General features: G+C 69.2%; 12 protein-coding genes. 9 read left to right on the plus strand and 3 right to left on the minus strand.

Features of this window, described 5'->3' with window-relative positions; all coding sequences use genetic code 11:
• Positions 1–408 precede the first annotated feature (408 nt).
• Positions 409–807, minus strand: coding sequence for a DUF4156 domain-containing protein (locus OSC30_RS16460; protein ID WP_267172935.1), 399 nt, complete (start codon positions 805–807; stop codon positions 409–411).
• A gap of 114 nt (positions 808–921) precedes the next feature.
• Positions 922–3,729: a M16 family metallopeptidase gene (locus tag OSC30_RS16465; protein ID WP_425474762.1), complete on the minus strand. Its 2,808-nt coding sequence runs from the start codon at positions 3,727–3,729 to the stop codon at positions 922–924.
• Between the two features lie 310 nt (positions 3,730–4,039).
• On the opposite strand from OSC30_RS16465, the gene OSC30_RS16470 reads away from it, so the two are divergent.
• From OSC30_RS16470 to OSC30_RS16500, 7 genes are all read left to right on the plus strand, one after another.
• Positions 4,040–4,246: a hypothetical protein gene (locus tag OSC30_RS16470; RefSeq protein WP_267172936.1), complete on the plus strand. Its 207-nt coding sequence runs from the start codon at positions 4,040–4,042 to the stop codon at positions 4,244–4,246.
• Positions 4,247–4,315: 69 nt separating this feature from the next.
• Positions 4,316–4,783 (plus strand): tRNA (uridine(34)/cytosine(34)/5-carboxymethylaminomethyluridine(34)-2'-O)-methyltransferase TrmL, encoded by a 468-nt coding sequence (gene trmL / locus OSC30_RS16475; RefSeq protein WP_267172946.1) that lies wholly within the window; start codon positions 4,316–4,318, stop codon positions 4,781–4,783.
• A gap of 425 nt (positions 4,784–5,208) precedes the next feature.
• Positions 5,209–5,856, plus strand: a complete 648-nt coding sequence (locus OSC30_RS16480) for a ubiquinone biosynthesis accessory factor UbiJ (protein WP_267172937.1) — start codon at positions 5,209–5,211, stop codon at positions 5,854–5,856.
• Positions 5,853–7,499: a ubiquinone biosynthesis regulatory protein kinase UbiB gene (gene ubiB, locus OSC30_RS16485; protein ID WP_267172938.1), complete on the plus strand. Its 1,647-nt coding sequence runs from the start codon at positions 5,853–5,855 to the stop codon at positions 7,497–7,499. Before OSC30_RS16480 ends, ubiB begins: the two co-directional genes overlap by 4 nt.
• Positions 7,500–7,587: 88 nt before the next feature.
• Positions 7,588–8,286, plus strand: a complete 699-nt coding sequence (locus tag OSC30_RS16490; protein WP_267172939.1) for a pseudouridine synthase — start codon at positions 7,588–7,590, stop codon at positions 8,284–8,286.
• A 76-nt stretch (positions 8,287–8,362) separates the two neighbouring features.
• Positions 8,363–8,785, plus strand: a complete 423-nt coding sequence (gene arfB / locus OSC30_RS16495; protein ID WP_267172940.1) for an alternative ribosome rescue aminoacyl-tRNA hydrolase ArfB — start codon at positions 8,363–8,365, stop codon at positions 8,783–8,785.
• Entirely contained in the window at positions 8,782–9,375 is a 594-nt protein-coding gene (locus OSC30_RS16500) for a 1-acyl-sn-glycerol-3-phosphate acyltransferase (protein ID WP_267172941.1), read from the plus strand. The genes arfB and OSC30_RS16500 overlap by 4 nt, the downstream gene beginning before the upstream one ends.
• A 212-nt stretch (positions 9,376–9,587) precedes the next feature.
• On the opposite strand, the gene OSC30_RS16505 is transcribed toward OSC30_RS16500, so the two are convergent.
• A complete protein-coding gene (locus OSC30_RS16505) occupies positions 9,588–10,496 on the minus strand; it encodes a LysR family transcriptional regulator (protein ID WP_425474763.1) in 909 nt (302 codons plus the stop codon).
• Between the two features lie 257 nt (positions 10,497–10,753).
• On the opposite strand from OSC30_RS16505, the gene aceB reads away from it, so the two are divergent.
• Both aceB and aceA read left to right on the plus strand, forming a co-directional pair.
• Positions 10,754–12,373, plus strand: a complete 1,620-nt coding sequence (gene aceB, locus OSC30_RS16510) for a malate synthase A (protein WP_267172943.1) — start codon at positions 10,754–10,756, stop codon at positions 12,371–12,373.
• A 97-nt stretch (positions 12,374–12,470) separates the two neighbouring features.
• Positions 12,471–13,766, plus strand: coding sequence for an isocitrate lyase (gene aceA, locus OSC30_RS16515; RefSeq protein ID WP_267172944.1), 1,296 nt, complete (start codon positions 12,471–12,473; stop codon positions 13,764–13,766).
• Positions 13,767–13,926: the final 160 nt, after the last annotated feature.

Here is a 13,926-nt window from a genome sequence, read left to right on the forward strand (position 1 = left end):
CTGGGGTTCGCTCGCTCCTGCTCCCTCTCCCCACCGGGGAGAGGGTTGGGGTGAGGGGTCGGGGCTCGCCCGGAGGCTTCATCTGGTGCGTGGCTTTTTTGCCGGCGGTCGGCTCCGAACGGCATTCCCAGCAAGCCTTGGCCCCTCACCCCAACCCTCTCCCCAGAGGGGAGAGGGAGTCGTGTCGGCGGGTTGGGGGCCCTCGCTCCTGCTCCCTCTCCCCGTTGGGGAGAGGGTTGGAGTGAGGGGTCGGGGCTCGCCCGGAAGCTCATCTGTGCGTGGCTTTTTTGCCGGGCGGTTGGGGCCGAACGGCATTCCCCGCAAGCCTTGGCCCCTCACCCCAGCCCTCTCCCCGGTGGGGAGAGGGAGTCGTGTCGGGGGGTTGGGGCTCACTCGCTCCGCAGTGGCTCAGCCGCCGATCGGGTAGGTCTGCAAGCCCGACGAGGCGGGGGCGGGCTGGGGGGTGGCTGGCGTGGTGGTGGACGGGTGGGTGCCGTTGCACTGGTAGGCGCCCCAGGCCTGCGAGCCGTCGACGGGTTCGGCCAGCGGCTTGACCGTGTCGGCGTTCATCTTGGCCGCTTCGTTGCGCGCCATCACCTCGAGTTCGTCGCGCACCTTGATGCCGTTGCGGTCGACCGGGCCGACGCGGTCCATCACCGAGACGGTGACCTTGCCCAGGTCGCGGCATTGCGAGACATCGCCGTTCCAGGCAGTGCGCACCTGCTTGCCGGCCGGGTCCAGGGTGATGCCCCAGGTGCAGGCGCCGAGCAGGAGGACGGGGGCGAGCAACAGGAAGGTCTTGCGCATGGAGGGCTCCGGCGAGCGGTCGGGAAGGCGCCATCGTACCTTGCGCGCGCGGCGGGAGCGGAACGGCAGGCCAACGGCCTTCTCCCCCGGCCGCGCCGGGGGAGAAGGCACGCGTTACTTCACCGGCTTGCCGTCGGCGTCGATCACCTGCACCTTGCCCAGGTTCAGCGCGCGCACCGGCGCCTCGATCTTCTTGAGGTCGCCCACGATCACCCAGGTCAGGTGGTCCGGATGGATCACCTGCTCGGCCGCCGCCTGCACCTGCGGGTCCTTCAGCGCCTGGATGCGTTGCTTCTCGGTCTGCACCCAGTTGTCCGGACGGTCGTACAGGGCGATGTCCTGCAGGGCGCCCATGACCGCCGTGGTGGTCTGGTACTGACCCGGCAGGCTGCGCACGTCGCCGTCCTTGATCTTGGCGATCTCCGCGTCAGTCAGCGGCTGCTTGCCGATCACGCCGCGCGCCTCGGTCAGCATCTGCTCGGCCGACGGCGCGGTCTTGTCGGTCTGCACCGGCGCGTACATCAGGAACGGGCGCTGGCCCAGCGCATCGGGCAGGAAGCTGTAGGCGCCGTAGGCCCAGTGCTTGTCCTCGCGCAGGTTCATGTTCAGCCGCGAAGTGAAGGTGCCGCCGAAGGCGCCGTTCATGGTCTCGATGGCCAGGTTGTTGTCCACCTTGGTCGACGGCGCCAGGCCGCCGGCCAGGATCAGACTCTGCTGCGCGCCGGGGCGGTCGATCAGGTAGACGCGCGAGGAGTCGGGCGCGGCCACGTGGCCGAGGTTCTTGGCCGGTGCCTTGCCCGCGCCCGGCTTCCAGTCGCCGAACACCTTGTCCAGTTGCGGGATGATCTTGTCCAGCGTGGTGTCGCCGGCCACCAGGATGCGCACGTTGTCCGGCCGGATGAAGTCGCCCATGAAGCGGCGCATGTCGCCGACGTCCAGCGAGGTAATCGACTGCACCGTGCCCGAGCCGGTGAACGGGATCGCATAGGCATGGCCTTCGCCGTAAAGCAGCGGCGGCAGCGTGCGCAGCGCGATGCCGATCGGCTGGCTCTTCTCCTGCGCGATGCGCGCCAGCCACTGGCCGCGCAGGCGGTTGACGTCGTTGGCGCGGAAGGCCGGGTTGCGCAGGATGTCGGCGAACAGGGCGAGCGAGGGTTCGAGTTTGTCGTTGAGCGCGTTCAGCGAGGCACTGCAGAAATCCAGCCCGCAGCCGCTGCCGATCTCCGCGCCCAGGCGCTGTTCGCGCTTGGCGATCTCGACCGAATCGAGATCCTTGGTGCCCTCGTCCAGCATCGCCATGGTGAAGCTGGAGGTGCCGAGCTTGCGGCCCTGGTCGGCCGCGTAGCCGGCGTCGAACAGCAGTTGCATCTGGACCGCCGGCACCTCGTGGCGCTCGGCCAGGGTCACTTCGATGCCGTTGGCGAGCTTGCCGTGCTGCAGGTCGGGGAAGGTCAGGCCGGGGAATTGGGTCACCTCGGGTACGCCCTGGCCGCGGTCCACCGGGCTCTTGACGGTGTGGTAATCACCCTTGGCAGAGAGCTTGGGCTCGGGCTTGCCCGGCAGCGCGGGACGGCCGCCGACGGTGGCGAAGTCGGTCTCCTCGACCTTGCCGGGGACGACGGTGAGCGTGTAGTCGCCCTTGGCGATCCACTGGTTGGCCGAGGCCTTGACGCTGGCCGGGGTGGCCGCCATCAGCGCGTCGAAGTCCTTCAGGTACGCGCCCGGGTCCTGCCGGTACAGCTGGCCCTGGGCGAGGATCGAGGCCTGCGTGTTGACCCGCTCCAGGCCGCGCACGAAGGCGGCGCGCATGCTGGTCTTGGCCCGCTCCAGTTCGTCCGCGGTGGGGCCGTCGGCGAGGAATTTCTTCCACTCGTCCGCGATCGCGGCCTCGACCCTGGCCGGGTCGGCGCCCTTCTTCACGTCCACCTGCAGCTGGAACAGGCTGGCCAGCACGTGCTGCTCGATGTCGACCGAGACATCGTCGGCCAGCTTGTCCTGGTAGACCAGCCGCTGGTACAGGCGCGAGGTCTTGCCGCCGCCGAGCACCGCCGCCGCCAGTTGCAGCCGGTTGAGCTCCAGGTCGGTGCGCGAGGGCACGTTCCACTCGCGATAGATGCGCGTCTGCGCGACGTTGTCGGTCATCGTGCCGCGGGTGGACTTGTCGCGCGGGGCGATCCACACCTGCGGGCGCGGCACGGCCGGGCCGGAGCCGATGTCGCCGAAGTACTTGAGCAGCTTCTGCTTCGCCTGCGCCGGGGTGATGTCGCCGGCCAGCACCACCACTGTGTTGGCGGCGCCGTAGTAGTCCTTGAACCATTGCTTGACGTCCGCTAGCGAGGCGGCGTTCAAGTCGGCCATCGAGCCGATCGTGTCGTGGTGGTAGGGATGGTTGGCCGGAAACGCCTCGGCCTGGATCAGCTCGCTGACGCGGCCGTAGGGCTGGTTCTCGCCCTGGCGCTTCTCGTTCTGCACCACGCCGCGCTGCTCGTCCAGTTCCTTCTGGCCGATCGCGCCGAGCAGGTGGCCCATGCGGTCGGACTCCATCCACAGCGCCATGTCCAGCGCGGTGGTGGGTACGGTTTCGAAATAGTTGGTGCGGTCCAGCCAGGTGGTGCCGTTCTGGTCGGTGGCGCCGGCCAGCTCGAACGGCTTGAAGTACTCGTCCTTGTGGTTCTCCGAGCCCTGGAACATCAGATGCTCGAACAGGTGCGCGAAGCCGGTCTTGCCCTTCGGTTCATAGGACGAGCCCACGTGGTACCAGATGCTCACCGCCACCACCGGCGCCTTGTGGTCCTCGTGCACCACCACGGTCAGCCCGTTGGGCAGGGTGAAGCGCTCGTACTTCAGTTCGGGAATCTTCGAAGCCTGCGTGGCGACAGCGTCGGCGGCGTGCGCGACCGGCATCAGGCCGGGCACGAACATGCCGGGGGCGAACAGGCTGGCGGCGATCAGCGCCAGCGCGGTCTTGGGTGGGAAACGCTTTGCCACGGTGCAACCTCCTGTCTCACGGATGAGCGCTGAGGCTATCGGTCGGGGGCGAGCCAGCACAAGCGGCTGCTGTCCGCCGGGTGTCCGCCCGCGGACCGGCGGTGTCCGCGGACAACCGGTGCACGCGCCGCCGCAGCTGACAAACGTCATCAGATCAAGGGGTTTGCTGCCACTGCAAGGCTGGCACGGCACTTGCCACAGTAATCACAGGACATCTTCCCATCTGCCCCCAAGGAGCCCCGCCATGAAGTTCGAAACCCTGTTGCTGCGCAGCCTGTTCGCCGCCTGCCTGCTGGTAAGCGGATGGATCATGGCCTCGATGCTGTTCCTGCCCGGCCCGGTGCAACTGGCCGGCTCCGGCGACCAGGCCGCCCTCGGCGTGATGCTGGCCGTGCCCGGCACCTGCATGCTGCCGCCGGACGGCGTGGTCTGCCCGCGGCAGGAAAGCTGAGCACACGGACGAGGCGTGAATTCCGCCACGCCGGGCCCATCGCTGGCCCGCGCGGCGGATAATGGGCGGATGCTGCATGTCATCCTCTTCCGCCCCGAGATCCCGCCGAACACCGGCAACGCCATCCGCCTGTGCGCCAATACCGGCGCCTCGCTGCACCTGATCCGGCCGCTCGGCTTCGAACTGGACGACGCCCGCCTGCGCCGCGCCGGCCTGGACTACCACGAGTACGCCCGCGTCGCGGTCCACGATGATCTCGACGCGTGCCTGGCCGCGCTGGACCGGCCGCGCGTGTTCGCCTTTTCCACCCGCGGCCGCGTCGCCCACGTGGACGCCTGCTATGCCGACGGCGACGCGCTGCTGTTCGGCTGCGAGACCGCCGGCCTGCCCGCCGACGTGCTCGACGCGATCCCGCCCGAACAGCGCCTGCGCCTGCCGATGCGCCCGGAAAGCCGCAGCCTCAACCTGTCCAACACCGTGGCCGTGGCCGTCTACGAAGCGTGGCGCCAACTGGGCTTCGTGGGCGCGCCGTTGTAGGCGCCACTTGTTGGCGATGCCTTGGCTCTGATCTCCGCAAGAGCGACAAACAACACAAGGTCCTTGCCGACCATCCCGCGAGCCCCGGCGGCTCACCCCGGCCCTCTCCCCGGAGGGAGAGGGAGCAAAACACGCGGCTCCCGAGCGACCGCGGCAAAGCGGCGGCAGCTCCTCTATGAGCAGGTGCCTGCCAAGCAAAGCAAGAAGGCACCTAGCCCTTCTCCCACCCCGCGCTCCACAGACCCTTTCTTTTGGTTACTTTTCTTTGGGTCCGCAAAGAAAAGTGACTCGAGCGCCGACAGGCGATCGAAAGCCCGCCGCAGGCGAGCCACGTCGCGGAAGAACCCCGGAAGACCTCCGGGAAAGCATCGCCCACAAGCAGGCTCCTACAGGATCACGCGCGTCCGGCCCGCTACAATCGGCGGATGAATGCCTCCGCCCCGAACGCCTGGCTGCCGCAGCCGCTGCGCAAGCTCGCCGGCCGCGCGCTGGAAACCGCGCTCAACCACACGCTCTCGCTGGATCCGGATACCCGGCAGAAGCTGGCCGCGCTGGCCGGCCGCAGCATCCAGTTGCACCTGCGCGGGCCGGAGCTGTCGCTCAGCGTGACGGTGGAGGGCGAGCGGCTGAAGGTCGGCCCGCCGCAGGACACCAGCCAGCTGCGCGTGGCAGCCAGCCCCGGCAGCCTTCTCGCCATGGCGCTGCGCCGCGGTGACGAAGGCGTCTCGCCCGGCAAGGTCGAGATCGCCGGCGATGCCGACCTGGCGCGCCGGCTGGAGAAGCTCGCCAGCACCTTCCAGCCCGATTTCGAGGAAGCCTTCGCGCGCAGCTTCGGCGACGTGCTCGGCGTGCCGCTGGCACAGGCGATCGCCAAGGCGTTGCGCCATGCGCGCGAAAGCGCCGAGCACCTGACCGAGGACGGCGCCGACTGGCTGCGCGACGAAGCGCAGCTGACCCCCGCCATGGGCGAGGTGGACGATTTCCTCGATGGCGTGGATGCCCTGCGCGAACGCGGCGACCGGCTGGAAGCCCGCCTGGCGCGCCTGCGCCAGCGCATGGGGCCGCGCGCATGACGCCGCTGAAGGTGGTGCCCGGCGTATTGCGGGCTGCCTCGGTGCTGCTGGCCTGGCGGCTGGACGATCTGGTCGATGCAGCGCACCTGTACCGCCCGCTCAAGCTGCTGCGTCCGCTGCTGGCCCGCACGCGCCCCGGCGCGCGCGAACTGCCGCGCGGCGCGCGGCTGCGCATGGCGATGACCGAGCTGGGCCCGATTTTCGTCAAGGCCGGGCAGGTGTTGTCGACCCGCCGCGACCTGATCCCGGCCGACATCGCCGACGAACTGGCGCAACTGCAGGACCAGGTGCCGCCCTTCCCCGGCGCCGAGGCGCGTGCCATCGTCGAGCGTGAGCTCAAAGCCCCGATCGGCCGGCTATACGCCCAATTCGACGAAACCCCGCTCGCCTCCGCCTCGATCGCCCAGGTGCACGCGGCCACCCTGCACGACGGTCGCGCCGTGGTGGTGAAGGTGTTGCGACCGGGCATCGAGCAGAAGATCGCCCGCGACGTGGCGCTGATGCGCTCGCTGGGTGAACTGGCCCAGCGCTGGCATCCCAACGCCGACAAGATCCGGCCGCTGGATGTCGTGGCCGAAGTGGAGAAGATGCTCGAGAACGAGCTGGACCTGCAGCGCGAAGGCGCCAGCGCCAGCCTGCTCAAGCGCAACTTCGAAAGCGGCGTGGACCTGTACGTGCCGGCCGTGGACTGGGACCACACCGCCGAGCGCGTGCTCACCCTCGAGCGCGTGCATGGCGCCAGCGCCGACGACATCGCCGCCATCGATGCCGCCGGCATCGACCGCAAGGCGCTGGCCGCCAAGGGCGTGCGGGTGTTCTACGAGCAGGTGTTCCGCGACAACTTCTTCCATGCCGACGCGCACCCGGGCAACATCTGGGTGGACCTGGAACGCCGCCAGGAGCCGCGCTTCGTGGCGCTGGATTTCGGCATCATGGGCTCGCTGCCCGAAGCCGATCAGTACTGGTTGGCGCAGAATTTCATCGCCCTGTTCGAGCGCGACTACGCGCGCATCGCGCAATTGCACGTGGCCGCCGGCTGGATGCCCGCGACAGTGCGCCTGGACGAGCTGGAGGCGGCGATCCGCACCGTCTGCGAGCCCTACTTCACGCGCCCGCTGTCGCAGATCTCGCTGGCCGAGGTGGTGGTCAAGCTGTTCCAGACCGCGCGGCGCTACGAGCTGACCCTGCAGCCGCAGCTGATCCTGCTGCAGAAGACGCTGCTCAATATCGAAGGCGTCGGACGCATGCTCGATCCGGACATCGACATCTGGGCGGTGGCTCACCCGGTGCTCAAACGCATCCTGCGCGAGCGCTACAGCCCGCGGCGCACGCTGCGCGCGGTGCGCCAGCGGCTGCCCGAGTGGCTGCACGCGGCGCCGCAGCTGCCCGAACTGGTGCGCGATGCACTGCGCCAGACGGCCAGCGGCGAGCAGCGGCGCCTGGCGGACCCGGTGGAACTGGCGCTGCACGCGGAGCTCGCCCTGCGCCGGCGGCGTGCGCTGCTCGGCGGCCTGTTCGGCACGGCCCTGCTCGGTTGCGCCACGCTGCTGTGGCTGGCGCGCGGGCCGGAGGGTTCCGACTGGCTTGCTCTGGGCTGCGCCGTCGCCGGCCTGATCGCCTTCCTCACCAGCGCCCGCCGCTGACCTGCGTAGGAGCCCACTCGTGGGCGATGCTCATTCGCCCACCCAACCAGAAGCATCGCCCACAAGTGGGCTCCCACAGGCGCAAGGCATGCTGGAAATTCTCTACCAGGACGACGCGCTGCTCGCGGTCAACAAGCCGGCGGGGCTGCCTGTGCATCGCTCGAAACTGATCGGCCCGGCCGATGCCTTCCTGATCGACCTGCTGCGCGAGCAGATCGGTGGCGACCTGTTCCTGGCGCATCGGCTGGACCGGGCCACCAGCGGCGTGCTGCTGGTGGCGCGATCGGCCGCCGTGGCCGCGGCGCTGGGCGAGCAGTTCATGGAGCGCCACGTACACAAGCAGTACCTGGCGGTGGTGCGCGGCTGGCCGGAGCCGGACGAGGGCCTGGTCGACTACCCGCTGCCCGGCTCGCGCGAGACCGGCCCGCGCCGCGAGGCCCGCACGCGCTACCGGCGGCTGGCCACGGTGGAGGTGCCGATCGCGCTGGGCCGTTACCCGCAGCAACGCTACGCGCTGGTGCTGGCCGAGCCGGAAACCGGCCGCTTCCGCCAGATCCGCAAACACCTGGCACACATCCACCATCCGGTCATCGGCGATTGCCAGCACGGCCGCGGCGACCACAACCGCCTGTACAAGCAGCATTTCGGCTGCCACCGCATGCTGCTGCACGCCTGGCGGTTGCGCTTCGCGCACCCAGTGAGCGGCGCGCCCATGGGCCTGGAGGCGCCGCTGGATGACGCGTTCGGCGCGGTGCTGGAGCGTTTCGGCTGGGCGGTGGTGGGCTGAAGCCCACCCTACTGGGCCTCCCGGCATCCGTAGGGTGGGCTTCAGCCCACCATCGGCGATCCCCTAAACTGCGCGCATGCTGCAGATCAGCCGCAACCTCGCCCTTCCCGACACCGAACTGACCGAGCGCTTCCTGCGCGCGGACGGTCCCGGCGGGCAGCACGTCAACCGCACCGAAAGTGCGGTCGAGCTGCGTTTCGACGTCGCCAGTTCGCCTTCGCTGCCGGAGGAGGTCCGCGCGCGGCTGCTGTCGCGCCGCGACCGGCGCATGACCGACGAGGGCGTGCTGGTGATCCAGGCGCGCCGCTTCCGCGAGCAGGCGCGCAACCGCGACGATGCGCGCGAGCGCCTGGTCGAAATCGTGCGCGGTGCGCTGGTGGCGCCGAAGAAGCGCCTGGCCACCCGTCCCACGCGTGCCTCCAAGGAGCGCCGCCTGGTCGGCAAGCAGCAACGCGGCAAGCTCAAGCAGACGCGCTCGCGCGACTGGAGCGGCGAATGAGCGAACCCCTGCTGCCGCCGCTGCCGCCCCAGGCGCCGCGGATCGACAGCCGGTTCTGGCCCGCTCTGATGCGCGGCCTGCTGCGGCTGTCCGGCTGGCGGCTGGTCGGCGAGCTGCCGGACGTGCCCAAGCTGATCATCATCGGCGCGCCGCACTCGTCCTACTGGGACGGCGTGTGGGGTCTGATGATGAAAATCGCGCTGGGCGCGGACATCAAGGTGATGATCAAGCGCGAGGTCCTGGACAGCCCGCTCGGGCTGATCCTCAAGCCGATCGGCATGATCGGCATCAACCGCAAGGCCGCGCTCAACGTGGTCGGGCAGATGGTGCGCCGCTTCGCCGACCATCCGCGCATGTGGTTAGGGATAACGCCCGAAGGCACGCGCAGGCACGTGACGCACTGGAAGAGCGGTTTCCTGCGCATCGCGCGCGAGGCAGACGTGCCGATCCTGCCGGTGTGCCTGGATTACCCGACCCGGACCTTCACCCTGGGCACGCTGCAACACGCCAGCGACAACCCGGACGCCGACATGGCGCACATCCGCGGCCTGTTCCGCGGCTACCGCGGCAAGCACCGCAATACCGAGTGACCGCGCCTCTGCTGCAGGAGCGCCCCCTGCGCGACCGGGAGGGTTCGCGGTCGCGCACAGGGTGCGCTCCTACAGGATCAGTGGCCCGCGTGGGCGGCTCGCCGGGCCCGGAATGCGTAGCTGCCGTTGAGGATCGCATAGCTCGCATCCGCAGCGCTGCCGCAACAAGCACCGCGCCGCAGCTCTGCTGCAGGGTGCGCTCCGGCAGGGGATCAGCGGCCGGAGTGCCCGGGCTCGTCGTGTTCGCGGTGGGTCAGCAGGCCGGGCTTGACCAGATCGACGAAGGCACGCGCCTCCGGGCTCAGGAACTTGCCCTTGCGCATCACCACACCGTAGCTCCGCTGCGGGAAGTAGCGCTTCATGTTGCGCACGGCCAGCCGCGCGCGGTCGGCCTCGGTGATGCAGATGCCGGTGACGATCGAGATGCCCAGCCCGGAGGCGACGTATTCCTTGATGACCTCCCAGCCACCGACCTCGATGGCCACCTGGTAAGGCACCTGGCGCTGCTGGAATACCAGGTCGACCAGCCGGTAGGTGGACAGCCGTTGCGGCGGCAGGATCAGGCCATAGGGCGAGAGGTCCTCCAACGCCACCTCCGCCTTGCGCGCCAGCGGGTGGTCCAGCGGCGTGATCAGCATCGGGTCGTACTGCCGCAGCGGCGCCCAGGCGATGTCGTTGGGCACGTCCAGCATCGATCCGACGGCGAAGTCGGCCTCGTCCGCGCGCAGCAGCGCCAGACCGTCGCGGCCGGTCACGTTGGCCAGTTGCAGATGCACCGCGGGGAACGCCTCGCGGTAGCGGCGCACCAGCCCGGGCAGCAGGTACTGGATGGTCGAGGCGCCGGCGGCGATGGTCAGACGCCCGGCGGTGAGGCCTTTCACACGCGCCTGGAAATCGCGGTCCAGGTTGTCCCAGCCCTCCACCAGCGGCCGCGCCAGTTCGTACAGCGCCTCGCCGGCGTCGGTCAGGTTGATGCGTCGGCGCCGTCGTTCCAGTAACGGCACGCCCAGTTCACGCTCCAGGGCCTGCAATTGCAGGCTGACGGTCGGCTGGGAGAGGAACAGCGCCTCGGCCGCCCGGGTGAGCGTTCCCAGCTTGACGATGCTCACGAAGGCACGCAGTTGCTTGTGGCGGTTGCCTTTGTAGTAGTAGCGCCCGGTGGTCTCGTCCGCCTCGCGCTCCTCGACCGACCCTTTCCGGGCACCGGCTCGACGTACCTGACTCGTTCGATTCACTGCCGTTGTCCTCCTGAGCGGCGAATATGGCGTCGCGTTGGCTGCTACTTTGATTTTCTCAATAGTAATGATTGAAACATTCGCTTTGTCAAAGGCAGGTCCGCCGGCCTAGCGTGGATGCACCCCCTCAAGGAGCTGCACGCATGGCCGTCCCGCAGGAACGACTCGATCCCGGCCCGCTGACCGTCCACGGCGACACCGCCGCCTACGACAACCTGCTCACCCCATCCGCGCTGGCCTTCCTGGCCGACCTGCACCGTCGCTTCGACGCGCGCCGACGCGAGCTGCTGGACGCCCGCGCCGAGCGCCAGGCCACCTGGGATGCCGGCGCGCTGCCGGATTTTCGCGCCGATACCCGGGCCATCCGCGAGGACGCCTGGCAGGTGGCGCCGATCCCCGCCGCGCTGCGCGACCGCCGCGTGGAGATCACCGGCCCGGTCGAGCGCAAGATGATCATCAACGCGCTCAATTCCGGCGCGAAGGTGTTCATGGCCGACTTCGAGGATTCCTCCACGCCGACCCTGGCCAACCAGCTCGACGGCCAGCAGAACCTGATCGACGCGGTCGCGGGCACCATCGCCTGGCGCTCGCCCGACGGTCGCGACTACCAGCTCGCCGCCAATCCCGCGGTGCTGGTGGTGCGCCCGCGCGGCTGGCACCTGCCGGAGCGCCATTTCGAGGTCGACGGCGAACCGATGGCCGGGGCGCTGGTGGATTTCGGCCTGTTCGTGTTCCACAACGCCCGCGCGCTGCACTCGCAAGACCGCGGGCCGTACTTCTACCTGCCCAAGCTGGAGGCGATGGAAGAGGCCGCGTTGTGGAACGACGTGATGGCCCACGCCGAGGCGGAGCTCGACCTGCCGCGCGGTTGCATGAAGGCCACCGTGCTGATCGAGACGCTGCCAGCGGCGTTCCAGATGGACGAGATCCTGCATGCCTTGCGCGAGCGCATCGTCGGGCTCAACTGCGGCCGCTGGGACTATATCTTTTCGTACCTGAAGACCTTGCGCGGCCACCACGACCGGCTGCTGCCCGAGCGCGGCCAGGTGCAGATGACCGTGCCGTTCCTGAAGGCCTATTCGGAACTGCTGATCCAGACCTGCCACCGCCGCGGCGCCTTCGCCATGGGCGGCATGGCCGCGCAGATCCCGATCAAGGGCGACGAGGCGGCCAACGAGGCGGCGCTGGAAAAGGTGCGCGCCGACAAGCTGCGCGAGGTGCACGCCGGCCATGACGGCACCTGGGTCGCGCACCCGGCGCTGGTGGCCGTGGCACAGGAAATCTTCGACCGCCACATGCCCGGCCCCAACCAGCTCCAGATGTTGCGCGAGGACGTGCAGGTTTCACGCTGCCAACTGCTCGCCGCGCCCTGCGGCACAATCACCCGCGCCGGCTTCGACAACAACGTCGAGGTGGCGCTGCGCTACATCGCCGCCTGGCTGGACGGGCTGGGCTGCGTGCCGATCCACCACCTGATGGAGGACGCGGCCACCGCCGAGATCGCCCGCGCGCAGCTGTGGCAATGGCTGCACTACGCCGGCGACGTCGTCTCCGACTGCGTGCCGCTGGAATTCCCCGACGGTGCGCCGATCGACATGGCGCTGTTCGACCAGGCCCTGGCCGCGCACACCCATCGCCTGCGCGAAAGCGCGCACCCCGGCGCCCACCGCGCCGACGACGCGGCGCGGCTGCTCGCCGACCTGACCCACGCCGACCAGCTCGGCGCCTTCCTCACCCTGCCCGCCTACGCCCAACTGGCCTGACCGCCCGCTTTCTGTAGGAGCGCCCTTGGGCGCGACCGCCATGCCAGTCGCGCCCAAGGGCGCGCCGACAGGGCACCCGCACGGAGCCAAGAGACCCATGAAAACCACCCTGCCGACCGCCGAACAGATCACCCTGGACTGGACCAACAATCCCCGCTGGGCCGGCGTACGCCGCAACTACACCGCCGACGACGTGGTGCGCCTGCGCGGTACCGTGCCGATCGAGCATTCGCTCGCCCACCACGGCGCCGAGAAGCTGTGGCATTCGCTGCACAAGGAAGACTTCGTCAACGCGCTGGGCGCGCTCACCGGCAACCAGGCGATGCAACAGGTCAAGGCGGGCCTGAAGGCCATCTACCTCTCCGGCTGGCAGGTCGCCGCCGACGCCAACGTCGCCGGCGAGATGTACCCCGACCAGTCCCTCTACCCGGCCAACTCGGTGCCGCAGGTGGTCAAGCGCATCAACAACGCGCTGCTGCGCGCCGACCAGTTGCACCACGCCGAAGGCAGCGACGAGATCGACTGGCTGGCGCCGATCGTGGCCGACGCCGAGGCCGGCTTCGGTGGCGTGCTCAACGCCTTCGAGCTGATGAAGGCGATGATCGAGGCCGGCGCCGCCGGCGTGCATTTCGAGGACCAGCTCGCCTCGGTGAAAAAGTGCGGCCACATGGGTGGCAAGGTGCTGGTACCGACGCGCGAGGCGGTCGACAAGTTGACGGCCGCGCGCCTGGCCGCCGACGTCTGCGGCGTACCGACCTTGCTGGTGGCGCGCACCGACGCCGACGCGGCCGACCTGCTCACCTCCGACATCGACGACAACGACAAGCCGTTCCTCACCGGCGAGCGCACCGTCGAGGGCTTCTTCCGCGTCAAGCCGGGCCTGGACCAGGCGATCAGCCGCGGCCTGGCCTACGCGCCTTACGCCGACCTGATCTGGTGCGAGACCAGCAAGCCGAACCTGGATGATGCGCGCCGTTTCGCCGAGGCGGTCCGCGGCCAGTACCCGGACAAGCTGCTGGCCTACAACTGCTCGCCCAGCTTCAACTGGCGCAAGAACCTGGACGACGCGACCATCGCCAAGTTCCAGCGCGAGCTCGGCGCGATGGGCTACAAATTCCAGTTCATCACCCTGGCCGGCTTCCACAGCCTGAACTACGGCATGTTCGAACTGGCGCACGGTTACGCGCGCCGGCAGATGAGCGCGTTCGTGGAGTTGCAGGAGAAGGAATTTGCGGCCGCCGAGCGCGGGTTCACTGCGGTGAAGCACCAGCGTGAGGTGGGTACCGGTTACTTCGACCAGGTGACGCAGGCGATCCATCAGGGTCAGTCGTCTACCGTGGCGCTCAAGGGGTCGACCGAAGAAGCGCAGTTCCAGCGGGCGTCGGCGGCCTGAGGATATTGCGTGTTGTGGGTTCTGGCAGTGGCGCGACTTGGCTCCCTCTCCCCTTCGGGGAGAGGGTTGGGGTGAGGGGGCGGGGCTTGCCTTGGCGCTCATCGGGGGAGGGGATGGGTTTTCTTCACCACGTCTCAGCCGGATTCCCCGCAAGCCTTGG

It is taken from the genome of Frateuria hangzhouensis (genome assembly GCF_026410505.1).
In the GTDB taxonomy this organism is placed as follows: domain Bacteria; phylum Pseudomonadota; class Gammaproteobacteria; order Xanthomonadales; family Rhodanobacteraceae; genus Frateuria_A; species Frateuria_A hangzhouensis.